Annotated in this window: 14 protein-coding genes; 10 read left to right on the top strand and 4 right to left on the bottom strand. The window is 71.9% G+C overall.

The window, feature by feature from the left end; translation table 11 throughout:
- The first annotated feature begins 63 nt into the window (after nt 1–63).
- The 4 genes from ACZ607_RS15995 to ACZ607_RS15980 all read left to right on the top strand — a co-directional run bounded on the left by ACZ607_RS15995 (nt 64) and on the right by ACZ607_RS15980 (nt 2,680).
- Entirely contained in the window at nt 64–696 is a 633-nt protein-coding gene (locus ACZ607_RS15995; protein ID WP_469735585.1) for an AIM24 family protein, read from the top strand.
- Nucleotides 696–1,346 carry an AIM24 family protein gene (locus ACZ607_RS15990; protein WP_469735292.1) on the top strand — a complete coding sequence of 217 codons (651 nt, stop codon included), beginning with the start codon at nt 696–698 and terminating at the stop codon, nt 1,344–1,346. The genes ACZ607_RS15995 and ACZ607_RS15990 overlap by 1 nt, the downstream gene beginning before the upstream one ends.
- Nucleotides 1,343–2,107 (top strand): AIM24 family protein, encoded by a 765-nt coding sequence (locus ACZ607_RS15985; RefSeq protein WP_469735291.1) that lies wholly within the window; start codon nt 1,343–1,345, stop codon nt 2,105–2,107. The genes ACZ607_RS15990 and ACZ607_RS15985 overlap by 4 nt, the downstream gene beginning before the upstream one ends.
- A gap of 96 nt (nt 2,108–2,203) precedes the next feature.
- On the top strand, nt 2,204–2,680 hold the full coding sequence (locus tag ACZ607_RS15980; protein ID WP_469735290.1) for a MarR family winged helix-turn-helix transcriptional regulator: 477 nt from the start codon (nt 2,204–2,206) through the stop codon (nt 2,678–2,680).
- An 11-nt stretch (nt 2,681–2,691) separates the two neighbouring features.
- Here the strand turns inward: ACZ607_RS15980 and ACZ607_RS15975 are convergent, their stop codons facing one another.
- Together ACZ607_RS15975 and ACZ607_RS15970 are read right to left on the bottom strand one after the other, a co-directional pair.
- On the bottom strand, nt 2,692–4,125 hold the full coding sequence (locus ACZ607_RS15975; protein ID WP_469735289.1) for a sensor histidine kinase: 1,434 nt from the start codon (nt 4,123–4,125) through the stop codon (nt 2,692–2,694).
- Nucleotides 4,122–4,781 carry a response regulator transcription factor gene (locus ACZ607_RS15970; RefSeq protein WP_469735288.1) on the bottom strand — a complete coding sequence of 220 codons (660 nt, stop codon included), beginning with the start codon at nt 4,779–4,781 and terminating at the stop codon, nt 4,122–4,124. The genes ACZ607_RS15975 and ACZ607_RS15970 overlap by 4 nt, the downstream gene beginning before the upstream one ends.
- 123 nt (nt 4,782–4,904) lie before the next feature.
- Here ACZ607_RS15970 and ACZ607_RS15965 point away from each other — a divergent pair, with 123 nt between their 5' ends.
- The gene (locus ACZ607_RS15965) at nt 4,905–5,543 is read left to right on the top strand and encodes a PepSY domain-containing protein (RefSeq protein ID WP_469735287.1); all 639 of its coding nucleotides are present in this window, start codon (nt 4,905–4,907) and stop codon (nt 5,541–5,543) included.
- Between the two features lie 23 nt (nt 5,544–5,566).
- Here ACZ607_RS15965 and meaB read toward each other — a convergent pair whose 3' ends face one another.
- Entirely contained in the window at nt 5,567–6,538 is a 972-nt protein-coding gene (gene meaB, locus ACZ607_RS15960) for a methylmalonyl Co-A mutase-associated GTPase MeaB (RefSeq protein ID WP_469735286.1), read from the bottom strand.
- 28 nt (nt 6,539–6,566) lie between these two features.
- Nucleotides 6,567–7,769, bottom strand: a complete 1,203-nt coding sequence (locus ACZ607_RS15955) for an acetyl-CoA C-acetyltransferase (protein ID WP_469735285.1) — start codon at nt 7,767–7,769, stop codon at nt 6,567–6,569.
- Between the two features lie 135 nt (nt 7,770–7,904).
- On the opposite strand from ACZ607_RS15955, the gene mce reads away from it, so the two are divergent.
- From mce to ACZ607_RS15930, 5 genes are all read left to right on the top strand, one after another.
- Complete coding sequence (gene mce, locus ACZ607_RS15950) at nt 7,905–8,333, top strand: methylmalonyl-CoA epimerase (protein ID WP_469735284.1); 429 nt, start codon at nt 7,905–7,907, stop codon at nt 8,331–8,333.
- A gap of 237 nt (nt 8,334–8,570) precedes the next feature.
- Entirely contained in the window at nt 8,571–12,365 is a 3,795-nt protein-coding gene (gene scy / locus ACZ607_RS15945; protein WP_469735283.1) for a polarized growth protein Scy, read from the top strand.
- Between the two features lie 175 nt (nt 12,366–12,540).
- Nucleotides 12,541–13,479, top strand: a complete 939-nt coding sequence (locus ACZ607_RS15940) for a coiled-coil domain-containing protein (protein WP_099174438.1) — start codon at nt 12,541–12,543, stop codon at nt 13,477–13,479.
- A gap of 90 nt (nt 13,480–13,569) precedes the next feature.
- Nucleotides 13,570–14,580, top strand: coding sequence for an ABC transporter ATP-binding protein (locus tag ACZ607_RS15935; protein WP_469735282.1), 1,011 nt, complete (start codon nt 13,570–13,572; stop codon nt 14,578–14,580).
- 5 nt (nt 14,581–14,585) lie between these two features.
- Nucleotides 14,586–15,365, top strand: a complete 780-nt coding sequence (locus ACZ607_RS15930) for an ABC transporter permease (RefSeq protein ID WP_469735281.1) — start codon at nt 14,586–14,588, stop codon at nt 15,363–15,365.
- Nucleotides 15,366–15,441: the final 76 nt, after the last annotated feature.

Genomic DNA, 15,441 nt, shown 5'->3' with positions numbered 1-15,441 from the left:
GTCGGGATCGCGCTCCGGGCCCTGTCCGCGCGTCCCTCCTGCGGCTAACGTCGCACCGTGGCGATGTTCCGACTCCAAGGCAGCAAGACGCTCGCCGTCGACCTCACGGGCGATGCCGTCAAGGCGAAGAACGGCTCGATGGTCGCGTACGACGGCCGGATGGCGTTCAAGAAGATGTCGGGCGGCGGTGAGGGCCTGCGCGGCATGGTGACCCGCCGGCTCACCGGCGAGCAGATGGAGATGATGGAGGTGAAGGGGCAGGGCACCTGCTATTTCGCCGACCGGGCGAGCGAGATCAACCTCGTCTCGCTGCACGGCGACAAGCTGTACGTCGAGGCGAGCAACCTGCTGGCCACCGACGCGGGGCTGCGCACCGGCACCACCTTCACGGGACTCCGCGGCGGGGCGAGCGGCAACGGCCTGTTCACCACGACCGTCGAGGGCACCGGCCAGGCGGCGATCATGTCGGACGGCTCCGCCGTGGTGCTGCGGGTGACCCCCCAGTACCCGCTGAACGTCGACCCCGGCGCCTACATCGCCCACCAGGGCAGGCTCCAGCAGCACCTCCAGTCCGGGGTGAACTTCCGTACGCTCATGGGCGAGGGTTCCGGCGAGTCCTTCCAGATCCGCTTCGAGGGCGACGGGCTCGTCTACGTGCAGCCCAGTGAGCGGAACACCGTCGGGGGTGATGTGTGATGCCGTTCCGTGAGATCAACTCGAAGATGGTCGAGGCCGTGGTGGAGCCCGGCCGGACGATGTACAGCCAGCGGGGCGCGATGCTCGCCTACCGGGGCGACGTCTCCTTCACCCCGAACGTCCAGGGCGGGCAGGGCGGCCTGGGGTCGATGATCGGCCGGCGGGTGGCGAACGAGGCCGCCCCGCTGATGACGGTCGAGGGCAGCGGCACGGTGATGTTCGGCCACGGGGGCCACCACATCCAGGTGATCAACCTGGCCGGCGACACCCTCTACGTGGAGGCCGACCGGCTGCTCGCCTTCGACGGGACGCTCCAGCAGGGCACGATGTTCATGGGCTCGCAGGGCGGGGTGATGGGCATGGTGCGCGGCCAGGTGACCGGCCAGGGGCTGTTCACGACGACGCTCAAGGGCCATGGCGCGGTCGCGGTGATGGCGCACGGCGGGGTGATCGAACTGCCGATCGCGCAGGGCAGGCCGGTCCATGTGGACCCGCAGGCCTACGTCGCCCACCACGGCGCCGTGACCAACAAGCTGTCGACCGCGCTCGGCTGGCGCGACATGGTGGGACGCGGCTCCGGCGAGGCGTTCCAGCTGGAGCTCAGCGGCAACGGAGCGGTGTACGTCCAGGCGTCGGAGGAGAAGCTGTGAGCACGCCCGTGATCCTCGACCCGACGACGCTGCCCTCCGACGACAACGTCAACTCCTACACCTTCTGCGTGGAGCTCAAGGGGAGCCAGTGGTTCCTGCAGAAGGGCAAGATGATCGCCTACTACGGGCGGATCGACTTCAACGGCATCGGGCACGGGCGCTTCGAGCGGCTGGTCCGCACGAGCTTCCACTCGCCGCTGCACGCGAGCGACTGGGTGGTGGCGGAGGGCAGCGGCAAGATGCTGCTCGCCGACCGGGCCTTCGACGTGAACTCCTTCGACCTGGAGGACGGCAATCTGACGATCCGCTCCGGCAACCTGCTGGCCTACCAGCCGACGCTGGCGCTGAAGCAGTCCATCGTGCCGGGCTTCCTGACCCTGATCGGGACCGGGAAGTTCGTCGCCGCGTCCAACGGCCCGGTGGTCTTCATGGAGCCGCCGCTGCGGGTGGACCCGCAGGCGCTGGTCGGGTGGGCGGACTGCCCCTCCCCCTGCCACCACTACGACCACGGCTACATGACCGGCGTGATGGGCGGACTGCGCTCGCTGACCGGGATCGGCGGCACCTCGGGCGAGGAGCACCAGTTCGAGTTCGTCGGGGCGGGCACGGTCCTGCTCCAGTCGACCGAGGTCCTGATGCCCGAGCAGGCGACCGGCGCCGTGCCGCACGAGCCGGGTGTGCCCGGAGGCGGCGGTCAACACGGCTCCACCCCGCGCATGCCCGGCCAGCTGGGGGACCTCCAGCGTCGCTTCGGGCTGTGAACGGTAGTCTGCGGAGTGTGACGCCCGGCAGGCGCGTGCGCGGAGTCACACTCCCCGACTTCGTCCGGCTTTCAACATCTTAGGTAGAATCCATACATGGAGACCGAGACGGCCACCCGCTGGCTGACCGATGCGGAGCAGTGCGCCTGGCGCACCCACCTGGACGTCAGCAGGCTGCTGACGCATCAGCTGGAGAAGGACCTCCAGCCGTTCGGCCTGACCATGAACGACTACGAGATCCTGGTCAACCTCTCGGAGTCGGAAGAGCAGCGCATGCGGATGAGCGATCTCGCCGCCGCCACCCTTCAGTCCAAGAGCAGGCTCTCGCACCAGATCACCCGCATGGAGAACGCCGGTCTGGTCCGGCGCGAGCACTGCGAGTCGGACCGCCGCGGACTGTTCGCGGTCCTGACCGACCTGGGCGGCGAGACGATGCGCAAGGTCGCGCCGCACCATGTCGAGTCGGTACGGCGGCACTTCATGGACCTGCTCTCCCCCGAGGAGCTCGCCGGACTGCACGCGGCGCTCACCCCGATCGCGGAGCACCTGCGCGGCCGGCGCGGCAAGCCGTAGCGCGGACGCCCTCAGGGCCGCTCCGGCCCGGGCAGCCGCAGCGTGAACCGCGCGCCGCCGGAGGGCGCTTCACCCACGGTGAGCGTGCCCCCGTGCCGGGCGGCCACATCACGGGCGATGGCCAGGCCCAGGCCGGCCCCGCCTTCGTCGCGACTGCGGGCGTCGTCCAGCCGTACGAAGCGCTCGAAGATCCGGTCCTGTTCGGCCTCCGGCACACCCGGCCCGTCGTCCATGACCTCCACGAGCACCTCGCCCCGCTCCGCCCGCACCGAGACGGCCACCGAACGCTCCGCGTGGCGTTCGGCGTTGTCGAGCAGATTGCCGACGACCCGGGCCAACTGGCCGCGTGATCCGGAGACTTCGAGCGGCCCGTCCTGCACGGACACCTGGGGCGCGATCCGGTCCGCGGTGCGCTGGGAGACCTCCTCGCGTACCAGCGCACCCAGGTCGAGCGCCGTACGCCCCGGCCGCTCCCCCGCGTCCAGCCGGGCGAGCAGCAGCAGATCGGCGGCCAGCACCTGGAGCCGTACGGTGTCGGTGACCGCGCCGGGCAGGTCGAGCAGCTCGGGGTGGGCCGCCCCCACCTCCAGCTGGGTGCGGAGCGAGCCGATCGGGCTGCGCAGCTCGTGCGAGGCGTCGGCGACGAAGCGCCGCTGCCGGTCCACCGATGCCTCCAGCACCGTCAGGGTCTCGTTGGTGGTGCGGGCCAGCCGCGCGATCTCGTCCCGTGAGTCCGGTTCGGGCACCCGGCGCCCGAGGTCCTCGGACGCCGTGATGGCGGCCAGCTCCCGTCTGATGCCCTCGACCGGGCGCAGGGCACGCCGGGTCACCAGCCAGGTCACCCCGGCGACGACGAGCAGCATGAGGGGCAGCCCGGTCAGCATGGAGGTGCGTACGGTGTCCACGGCCTCCTGCTCGGCCGCGAGCGGGGCGCCCGCGTGGACGGTCAGGGTCGCGTCCTGCTCGGTGGTCACCTCCACGGCGGCGAAGCGGTAGTCCGCCGTCTCCCCGTCGACGGTGGCGGTGCCGTTCGTGAAGTCCGGCGCGTCGGTGGACACCTCGCTGCGGGGCGGGTCGCTCCCGTCGTCGTCATCGCTGTCGTCGTTGTCGTCACCGGGGCCGGGGGCGGGCGCCGGGGACACCGGTACGACCCCTGCCGTGCCGGTCCCCGAGATCGCCTCCAGGTCCTTGGAGACGGCCACCACGCGCCCCTCCTCGTCGGTGACCTGGACGGGGTGGTCGTCGTCGTCCAGGTCCAGCTCCGCGTACGTCGCGCCGAGCGCCAGCTCACCGGCCACCTCGCGGGCGGTGACCTCGGCCTCCAGCCCCGCCCGGTCCGTGAGGTTGCCGCGCAGCACCAGCAGGACGGCCAGCCCCGCGGCGGCCAGCGCGACGGCGACGACCAGCGTGGCGCCGAGGGCGGCCCTCGCCCGTACGGACCTCACAGCGCCTCCAGCCGGTAGCCCGCGCCGCGTACGGTGCGGATCGCGGAGGCGCCGAGCTTGCGGCGCAGGGTGCTGATGTAGACCTCGACGATGTTGGGGTCGCCGTCGTAGGCGAAGTCCCAGACGTGCTCCAGGATGTCCGCCTTGCTGACCACCTCGCCGGCCCGCAGCACCAGCTGTTCCAGGACGGCGAACTCCTTGGCGGTGAGCGCGACTTCCTCGTCGCCCCGGTGCACGCGGCGGGCGGCGGTGTCCATCCGCAGGGTGCCGGCGGTCAGCACCGGCGAGGCGGAACCGGCGCGGCGGCGCAGCAGCGCCCGGACCCGGGCGACGAGCACGACGTACGAGAACGGCTTGGTCAGATAGTCGTCGGCGCCGGTGTCGAGGCCCTCCGCCTCGTCGTACTCCCCGTCCTTCGCGGTCAGCATGAGGATCGGCGTCTCGTGCCCCGCGGCGCGCAGGGCGGCGCAGATCCGGTAGCCGTTCATCCCGGGCAGCATGATGTCGAGGATCACGAGGTCGTGGAGGCCCTGGCCGGCCAGGTGCAGGCCCTCCAGGCCGTCGTGCACGACGTCGACGGCGAAGCCCTCGGCGGTGAGTCCCCTCGCGAGGGACGTCGCGAGGCGCTTCTCGTCCTCCACGATCAACAGGCGCATGGGGACAGCCTCCCAAACCGGACCTGAAGACGCCTTCAGGTGGCTTCAGGCTGCGTTCAGCATCGCCGGAGCAGTGTGGTTCCCGTCGCTCAGCAAGCCCAACCCATCGGGGAGGAACCCACCATGAAGCGCAACACCGCCATCGCCGCCCTCACCGCGGCCGTACTCGTCGGCGGCGGCCTCGCCACGACCGCCGCGTTCGCGGACTCCGACGGCGCGGGGACGGACCACAGGACGGCATCGGCCGGCACGGCCGCCGGGCAGACCGGAACGGGGATGACAGGGCGCACCACCGTCGACGAGGCCGTGGCAGCCGCGCTGAAGGCCGTACCCGGCACGGTCACCGAGGCCGAGCTGGACGACGACGATGACGACGGCGGCCGTACGGTCTGGGAGCTCGACGTCTACGGCACCGACAAGGTCTGGCACGACGTGACCGTGGACGCCGGCAGCGGCAAGGTGCTGTCGGACCGCGAGGACGACGACAACGGGGACCGTGACCGGCACGCACCCCGCTCGGCCGCCGTGTCCCTGGACGCCGCGCTGAAGGCGGCGCTCGGCGCGCAGCCCGGCACGGTGACGTCGGTGGACCTGGACGACGACGATGACGACGGCAGGAGCGGCGCACCGCGCTGGGACGTCGACCTCACGGGCAAGGACGGCAAGCAGCACGAACTGCGTGTCGACGCGAAGAGCGGCAAGGTCACCGTGGCCGCGGACCACGACGACAGCGACGACGACCACGACGGTGACGACGACTGACCCGTCCGCCGCCCCGGGGGCCGTCAGCTGTCGGCCGGGGTGCCCGTGAGTCCCGCGACCAGCTCGTCGGCTGCCGCGTACGGATCGAGGTCCCCGGTCACGATGCGTTCCGCCAGCGCGTCCAGCCGGCGGTCGCCGTGCAGGTCGGCGATCCGCTCGCGGAGCGCGGTGACGGCGATCGTCTCGACCTCGCGGGCCGCACGCGCCGCGCGCCGCTCCGCCAGGACGCCGTGCTCCTCCATCCACGCCCGGTGCTTCTCCAGGGCCTCGACCACCTCGTCGAGGCCCTCACCCCGGGCGGCGACCGTCTTCACGATCGGCGGGCGCCAGTCGCCGGGCCCCCGGGACTCCCCCAGGCCCAGCATGTGGTTGAGCTCGCGGGCGGTGGCGTCGGCGCCGTCCCGGTCCGCCTTGTTGACGACGTACACATCGCCGATCTCCAGGATCCCGGCCTTCGCCGCCTGGATGCCGTCGCCCATGCCCGGGGCGAGGAGGACGACGGAGGTGTCGGCCTGGGAGGCGATCTCCACCTCCGACTGTCCGACCCCCACCGTCTCCACGAGGATCACGTCGCAGCCCGCCGCGTCCAGCACCCGGATCGCCTGGGGCGCCGACCAGGCGAGGCCGCCCAGATGGCCCCGGGTGGCCATCGAACGGATGTAGACGCCCGGGTCGGAGGCGTGCTCCGACATCCGGACCCGGTCACCGAGGAGCGCGCCCCCGGAGAACGGCGACGACGGGTCCACGGCCAGGACCCCGACCCGCTTGCCGGCCTTCCGGTAGGCGGAGACCAGCGCCGAGGTCGAGGTGGACTTGCCGACACCCGGCGATCCGGTCAGACCGACGACGTAGGCGTGGCCCGCCAGCGGTGCCAGCGCGGCCATCACCTCGCGCAGCTGCGGCGAGGCACCCTCCACCAGGGAGATGAGCCGGGCCACCGCACGCGGCCTGCCCTCACGTGCCTGCTCGACCAGGGTGGGGACGTCCACCTTCACGCTCGGCCTCCTCGCTCGCTCGTACGGACTACTTGCCCGGTACGCGGATGATCAACGCGTCGCCCTGACCGCCGCCGCCGCACAGCGCCGCCGCCCCGGTGCCGCCGCCGCGCCGCTTCAGCTCCAGCGCCAGGTGCAGCACCACACGGGCGCCGGACATCCCGATGGGGTGACCGAGCGCGATCGCGCCGCCGTTCACGTTCACCTTGTCGGACGAGACGCCGAGGTCCTTCATCGACTGGACCGCGACGGCCGCGAAGGCCTCGTTGATCTCGATGAGGTCGAGGTCGTCGACGCCGATGCCCTCCTTCTTCAGGGCGTGCCGGATGGCGTTGGACGGCTGCGACTGGAGCGAGTTGTCCGGGCCCGCCACATTGCCGTGGGCGCCGATCTCGGCGATCCAGTCCAGGCCCAGCTCCTCGGCCTTGGCCTTGCTCATGACGACGACGGCCGCGGCGCCGTCGGAGATCTGCGAGGAGGTGCCCGCCGTGATCGTGCCGTCCTTGGTGAAGGCGGGGCGCAGCTTGCCCAGGGACTCCGCGGTCGTCTCGGCGCGGATGCCCTCGTCCTTGGAGAAGAGGACCGGGTCGCCCTTGCGCTGCGGGATCTCGACCGGGGTGATCTCGGCCTCGAAGATGCCGTTCTTCTGGGCGGCGGCGGCGCGCTGGTGGGACAGGGCCCCGATCGCGTCCTGGTCGGCACGGGACAGGCCGAGGCGGGTGTTGTGCTTCTCGGTGGACTCGCCCATCGGGATGTTCTCGTAGGCGTCGGTCAGACCGTCGTACGCCATCGAGTCGAGCATCTCGACCGCGCCGTACTTGTATCCCTCGCGGGACTTCGGAAGCAGGTGCGGGGCGTTGGTCATGGACTCCTGGCCGCCGGCCACCACGACGTCGAACTCGCCGGCGCGGATCAGCTGGTCGGCCAGCGCGATCGCGTCGAGCCCCGAGAGGCACACCTTGTTGACGGTGAGCGCGGGGACGTTCAGCGGGATGCCGGCCTTGACGGCCGCCTGGCGTGCCGGGATCTGCCCTGCCCCGGCCTGGAGCACCTGGCCCATGATCACATACTCGACCTGGTCGCCGCCGATGCCGGCCCGGTCCAGCGCCGCCTTGATGGCGAAGCCTCCGAGGTCGGCGCCGGAGAAGCTCTTCAGCGAGCCGAGGAGACGGCCCATGGGCGTCCGCGCGCCCGCGACGATCACTGAGGTGGTTCCGGTCGTTCCTGACATGAGGCGCAGCCCCTTGGGATCGGTTGTGAACGAGGGTTTACCTGAATGTACTGAGCGGTACGGCGCCCGTCATCCGGCTGTCGGTGTGATCGCGCGCACGTTGCGTAACCAACCCCGGGACGCTGCACTGGTTCCATGCTGACGCGAATCGACCACATCGGAATCGCCTGTTTCGACCTCGACACGACAGTCGAGTTCTACCGCGCGACCTACGGCTTCGAGGTGTACCACTCCGAGATCAACGAGGAGCAGGGCGTCCGGGAGGCCATGCTGAAGATCAACGACACCTCGGACGGCGGGGCTTCGTACCTCCAGCTGCTGGAGCCGACCCGTGAGGACTCGGCCGTCGGCAAGTGGCTGGCGAAGAACGGCGAGGGCGTGCACCACATCGCGTTCGGGACCGCGGACGTCGACACGGACGCCGCGGACATCCGCGGGAAGGGCGTGCGGGTGCTGTACGACGAGCCCAGGACCGGTTCGATGGGGTCCCGGATCACCTTCCTCCACCCCAAGGACTGCCACGGCGTACTGACCGAACTGGTCACCTCGGCGACCGAGCACTGACCCGACCGATACCCGGCCCGGTAGAGTGGGCGGTTCCGGGCCGGGGCCGGGTCGGGGCCGCGCCGCGTCCTCGCCGTTGATCTGTCACCATTCCCCGGGGGGACCGCTCGCCGGCGAGCGGTACTCGTACGGAGTTTGCGACCAGGGTTGCCCCTGCTCGAACGCAGTTGAGGGCTCGGGTTGGGGTGTCCCCTGCTCGAACGCAGTTGAGAGCTCGGGGAAGGATGGGACCGCGCAGTGCGGGGCTACGAAAGCCAGCAGAGCCACCGAGCGGACGACGACCATCTCTCGCGGTTCGAAGCCGAGATGGACCGGCTGAAGACCGACCGGGAGAAGGCCGTCCAGCACGCCGAGGACCTCGGTTACCAGGTCGAGGTCTTGCGCGCCAAGCTGCACGAGGCACGGCGCAATCTCGCGACCCGTCCCGCACACGACAGCGCGGACATCGGCTACCAGGCCGAACAGATGCTCCGTAATGCCCAGATCCAGGCCGACCAGCTGCGTAACGACGCCGAGCGCGAGCTGCGCGAGGCCAGGGCGCAGACGCAGCGGATCCTCCAGGAGCACGCGGAGCACCAGGCCCGGCTCCAGGCCGAATTGCACGCCGAGGCGGTGCAGCGGCGGCAGCGGCTCGACCAGGAGCTGGCCGAGCGCCGGCAGACCGTCGAGTCCCACGTCAACGAGAACGTCGCCTGGGCCGAGCAACTGCGGGCCAGGACCGAGTCCCAGGCCCGCCGGCTGCTGGACGAGTCCCGCACCGAGGCCGAGCAGTCCCTGGCCGCCGCCCGCGCCGAGGCCGCCCGGCTGGCCGACGAGACCCGCCGCCGCGTCAACTCCGAGGCGGAGTCGGCGCGTGCCGACGCCGAGGCCACGCTGCTGCGGGCCCGCAGGGACGCCGAGCGGCTGCTCGACGCCGCCTCCACGCAGGCCCAGGAGGCGACCAGTCACGCGGAGCAGCTGCGCTCGACGGCCACCTCCGAGAGCGAGCAGACCCGGCAGCAGACCGCCGAGCTGAACCGCGCCGCCGAGCAGCGCATGCAGGAGGCCGAGACCCGGCTGCGCGAGGCCCGGCTGGAGGCCGAGAAGGTCCTCGCCGAGGCGAAGGAGGCCGCGGTCAAGCGGCTGGCCGGCGCCGAGTCGCAGAACGAGCAGCGCACCCGTACGGCCAAGTCCGAGATCGCCCGTCTGGTCGGCGAGGCCACGAAGCAGGCCGAGGCGCTCAAGGAGGAGGCCGAGCAGGCCCTCGTCGACGCCCGGGCCGAGGCCGAGCGGGTCGTCGCCGAGGCGGCCGAGAAGGCCCGCACCCTGGCCGCCGAGGACGCGGCGGCCCAGCTCGCGAAGGCGGCCCGGAGCGCCGAGGAGGTCCTGACCAAGGCCTCCGACGACGCCAAGTCGACCACCAGGGCCGCCGGTGAGGAGGCCGACCGGATCCGCCGGGAGGCCGAGGCCGAGGCGGACCGGCTGCGCGGCGAGGCCGCCGAGCAGGCCGACCAGCTCAAGGGCGCGGCCAAGGACGACACCAAGGAGTACCGGGCCAAGACGGTCGAGCTCCAGGAGGAGGCCCGCCGGCTCCGTGGCGAGGCCGAGCAGCTGCGCTCCGAGGCCGTGGCCGAGGGCGAGCGGATCCGCGGCGAGGCCCGCCGCGAGGCCGTCCAGCAGCTGGAGGAGGGTGCCCGCACCGCCGAGGAGCTGCTCACCAAGGCCAAGGCCGACGCCGAGGAGCTGCGGACCTCCGCCGGCACCGAGAGCGAGCGCGTCAGGACCGAGGCGGCCGAGCGCGCCGCCACCCTGCGCAAGCAGGCCGAGGAGGCGCTGGAGCGCAGCCGCGCCGAGGCCGAGAAGGTCCGCGCCGAGGCCGAGGAGCAGGCCACCGCCCTGACCACCGCGGCGGAGGAGGCGGCCGAGGCGCTGCGCGAGGAGACCGAGCGCGGGGTCGAGGCCCGCAAGGCGGAGGCGGCCGACGAGCTGACCCGGCTGCACACCGAGGCCGAGTCCCGGGTCACCGCCGCCGAGGAGGCACTCGGAGAGGCACGTACGGAGGCGGAGCGGATCCGCCGCGAGACGAGCGAGGAGTCCGAGCGGCTGCGCGCGGAGGCCGCCGAGCGGGTCCGCGCGCTCCAGGAGCAGGCCACGACGGAGGCCGAGAGCCTGCGCACCGAGGCGGCCGCCGACGCGGCGCAGTCCCGCGCCGAGGGCGAGTCCGTGGCCGTACGGCTGCGCACCGAGGCCGCGGCCGAGGCCGAGCGGCTGAAGACCGAGGCGCAGGAGAGCGCCGACCGGGTCCGCTCCGAGGCGGCCGCCGCCGCCGAGCGGGTGGGGACGGAGGCCGCCGAGGCCCTGGCCGCCGCCCAGGAGGAGGCCAACCGCCGCCGCCGCGCCGCCGAGGAGGCCCTCGGATCGGCGCGTGCCGAGGCCGAGCAGGAGCGCGAGCGCGCCCGCGAGCAGAGCGAGGAGCTCCTCGCCTCCGCCCGCAAGCGGGTCGAGGAGGCCCAGGCCGAGGCGCAGCGGCTGGTCGAGGAGGCGGAGAGCCGGGCCGCCGAGCTGGTGTCCGCCGCCGAGCAGACCGCCCAGCAGGTGCGGGACTCCGTCGCGGGGCTCCAGGAGCAGGCCGAGGAGGAGATCGCCGGTCTCCGCTCCGCGGCCGAGCACTCGGCGGAGCGGACGAAGACCGAGGCACAGGAGGAGGCGGACCGGGTCAGGTCCGACGCCTACGCCGAGCGCGAGCGGGCCACCGAGGACGCCAACCGCGTCCGCCAGGTCGCCCACGACGAGGCCGAGGCCGCGAAGACGCTGGCCGAGCGGACCGTCTCGGAGGCCATCACCGAGTCGGAGAAGCTGCGCTCGGACACCTCGGAGTACAGCCAGCGCGTCCGTACGGAGGCGTCCGACGCCCTCGCGGCGGCGGAGCAGGACGCCGCGCGCGCCCGGGGCGAGGCCAGGGAGGACGCCAACCGCATCCGCTCCGAGGCGGCGGCGCAGGCCGACCGGCTCATGGCGGAGGCGACGGGCGAGAGCGAGCGGATCCGCGCCGAGGCCACCGAGCAGTCGGAGCGCTTCGTCGGCGAGGCGACCGACGAGGCCGAGCGGCTGCGCGCGGAGGCGGCACAGACCGTCGGGTCGGCCCAGGAGCACGCGGCCCGCACCCGCGAGGAGGCGGAGCGGCTGCGCGCCGACGCCGAGTCCGCCGCGGAGCAGCTGCGCGCCGAGGCCCGCCAGGAGGCGGACCGGCTGCTGGACGAGGCGCGGGAGGCCGCGGCGAAGCGCCGTGCCGACGCCGCCGAACAGGCCGACCAGCTCGTGGCGAAGGCCCAGGAGGAGGCGCTGCGCGCCGCCACCGAGGCCGAGCAGCAGGCCGACAGCATGGTCGGTGCCGCGCGCAACGAGGCCGTCCGGATCACCTCGGAGGCGACCGTCGAGGGCAACTCCCTGGTGGAGCGGGCCCGTACGGACGCGGACGAACTGCTGGTCGGTGCCCGCCGGGACGCCACCGCGACGCGGGAGCGGGCGGAGGAGCTCAGGACCCGGATCGAGAGCGAGATCGAGGAACTGCACGAGCGCGCCCGGCGCGAGACCTCGGAGCAGATGAAGACCGCGGGCGAGCGCGTCGACAAGCTGATGAAGGCCGCGACGGAACAGCGGGCCGAGGCCGAGGCGAAGGCCAAGGAGCTGCTGTCGGAGGCCAATTCGGAGGCGAGCAAGGTCCGAATCGCCGCCGTGAAGCGCGCCGAGTCGCTCCTCAAGGAGGCCGAGACCAAGAAGGCCGAGCTGACCCGGGTGGCCGAGAAGCTGCGCGCCGACGCCGAGGCCGAGGCGAAGCAGATCGTCGACGAGGGCCGCCGGGAGCTGGACCTGCTGGTCCGCAGGCGCGAGGACATCAATACGGAGATCTCCCGTGTCCAGGACGTCCTGGAGGCGTTGGAGTCTTTCGAGACTCCGGGCGGTACGGGCAAGGCCTCGGGCGGCGGCGCCGGCGGCGTCAAGGCCGGCGCGGCGGCGGGCAACCGGTCGGGGGGCAAGGCGTCGGACGGGTAGCCGCACACCTACTTCGCCATGAACATTCAAACCTTCGGGTCGCAAGCGCTCCGGGGGTCAGCCACTCAAAAGGGGTGTCATTCTCCATACCAAAGCGGCATCTTCACGTTGACACGCCGCTCCGGCCCCTAGGATTCCCTCTAACACCTCACCGGTCTCATTCGACAGGAACCCCATGAGCGACCCTTCCTCCCCCTTCGGCTTCGAGCTCGTGCGACGTGGATACGACCGCGGTCAGGTGGACGACCGCATTACCAAACTCGTCGCCGACCGTGACAGCGCCCTCGCCCGCATCACCTCTCTCGAGAAGCGCATCGAGGAACTCCACCTCGAGACGCAGAACGCCCAGGCCCAGGTCAACGACGCCGAGCCGTCGTACGCCGGACTCGGTGCCCGGGTGGAGAAGATCCTCCGCCTCGCCGAGGAGGAGGCGAAGGACCTGCGCGAGGAGGCCCGCCGCGCCGCCGAGCAGCACCGCGAGCTGGCCGAGTCGGCCGCCCAGCAGGTGCGCAACGACGCGGAGACGTTCGCCGCCGAGCGCAAGGCGAAGGCCGAGGACGAGGGCGTCCGTATCGTCGAGAAGGCCAAGGGCGAAGCGGGCACGCTGCGCAGCGACGCCCAGAAGGACGCCCAGCAGAAGCGCGAGGAGGCGGACGCCCTCTTCGAGGAGACCCGCGCCAAGGCCGCCCAGGCCGCCGCGGACTTCGAGACGAACCTCGCCAAGCGCCGCGAGCAGTCGGAGCGCGACCTCGCGTCCCGTCAGGCGAAGGCCGAGAAGCGCCTGGCCGAGATCGAGCACCGCGCCGAGCAGCTCCGCCTGGAGGCCGAGAAGCTCCGTACGGACGCCGAGCGCCGGGCCCGTCAGACGGTGGAGACGGCACAGCGTCAGGCCGAGGACATCGTGGCCGACGCGAACGCCAAGGCCGACCGGATCCGCAGCGAGTCGGAGCGCGAGCTGGCGGCGCTGACCAACCGCCGCGACTCGATCAACGCCCAGCTGACCAACGTCCGCGAGATGCTGGCGACGCTGACGGGTGCCGCGGTCGCCGCCGCCGGCTCCCCGGCGGAGGACGAGTCCGCCACCCGTGGGGTCCCCGCCCAGCAGACCCGCTGAGCGACGGCACGTACATCAGCTGTACCCCTTTACGCGCCCGGTTCCGCCTTTGTGGTGGCGCCGGGCGCGCGGCCGTTCTAGCGTGAGCCCATGATCGAGCTCGACGGCCTCACCAAACGCTTCGGCAACAAGGTTGCCGTCGACCATCTGTCATGCCGGGTCAGACCGGGCATGGTGACGGGGTTCCTCGGCCCGAACGGGGCGGGCAAGTCCACGACCATGCGCATGATGCTCGACCTCGACAACCCGACCAGCGGGACGGTGCGGATCGACGGCCGTCACTACCGGGACCTCCAGGAGCCGCTCAAGCACATCGGGGCGCTGCTGGACGCCAAGTCGATGCACGGCGGGCGCAGCGCGTACAACAACCTCCTCTGTCTCGCCCAGAGCAACCGCATCCCGACCAGCCGGGTCTCCCAGGTGCTGGACACGGTGGGTCTGACCGCGGTGGCGAAGAAGAAGTCCAAGGGCTTCTCCCTCGGCATGGGCCAGCGCCTCGGGATCGCGGCGGCGCTGCTGGGCGACCCCGAGATCCTCATGTTCGACGAGCCGGTCAACGGTCTGGACCCCGAGGGCATCCACTGGATCCGGAATCTGATGAAGACGCTCGCCTCGGAAGGCCGGACGATCTTCGTCTCCTCGCACCTGATGAGCGAAATGGCCCTGACCGCCGACCACTTGATCGTCATCGGGCAGGGCAAGCTCCTCGCGGACACGTCGATGGCCGACTTCATCCACGAGAACTCCCGCAGTTACGTGCGGATGCGCTCCCCGGAGCAGGAACGCCTGCGCGATCTGCTGCACGCCGAGGGCGTCGTCGCGGTCGAGTCGGGCAACGGCACGCTGGAGATCGACGGCGAGGCCCCTGAGCGGCTCGGTGAGCTCGCCGGCCGCCACGGGATCGTGCTGCACGAGCTGAGCGCCCAGCGGGCCTCCCTGGAGGAGGCCTTCATGCAGATGACCGCGGGGTCCGTGGAGTACCACGCCCACTCCGAACGCGACGGTGCGGCGCCGCCCCCGGTGGGCCCGCACTGGGGCGAGCAGTGGAACCAGCAGCAGGCCGGCGACCGTGCGGCCGGCGATCCTACGAAGGGGGTGTGACGGCGATGGCATCGGTACCCGCGGTCCTGAATTCCGAGTGGACCAAGATCCGTACGGTCTCCTCCACCACCTGGACGCTGATCTGCGCGTTCGTCGTCACCGTCGCCATGGGCGCCGCCCTGAGCGCCCTGCTGAACAGCCAGTTCGACGACCTCTCACCCGCCGAGCAGGCCACCTTCGACCCGACCTATGTGAGCTTCTCGGGAATGGTCCTGGGGCAGCTGGCGATGGTCGTCTTCGGGGTCCTGGTGGTGGGCACCGAGTACAGCTCCGGCATGATCCGGACGTCGCTCTCGGCGGTGCCGCAGCGCGGCTCGTTCCTCTTCAGCAAGATCGCGGTGGCCGGTGTCCTGGCACTGCTGGTCGGCCTCGCCACCAGCTTCGTGACCTTCTTCCTCGGCCAGGCGCTGCTCGGTGACCGCGGCACGGACCTCGGCGCGGAGAACGTACTGCGCGCGGTCTTCGGCGGCGGCATCTACATGGGCCTGATCGCGGTCTTCTCCATGGGCGTCGCCACGATGCTGCGCAGCTCGATGCTGTCGCTCGGCATCCTGATGCCGTTCTTCTTCCTGGTCTCGCAGATCCTGTCGGCGGTCCCGGGCGCCAAGAGCGTGGCCCGCTACTTCCCCGACCAGGCCGGATCCAAGATCATGCAGGTGGTCCCGGACGCCATGAACAGCAATCCGGCGCCGTACGGGCCCTGGGCCGGGCTGGGGATCATGGCGCTGTGGGTGGTCGCGGCGCTGGTCGGCGGCTACCTCGTACTGAAGAAGCGGGACGCCTGACCGCACCACTGGACGCGGGCGCTCCGCCCGACGGCTTGGCCGGAACCGCCCGCGGCTGGTTATCCTCCTAACTCTT

Source organism: Streptomyces sp. NPDC104381 (genome assembly GCF_055583745.1).
This window is presented reverse-complemented; position numbering and strand designations above follow the sequence as displayed.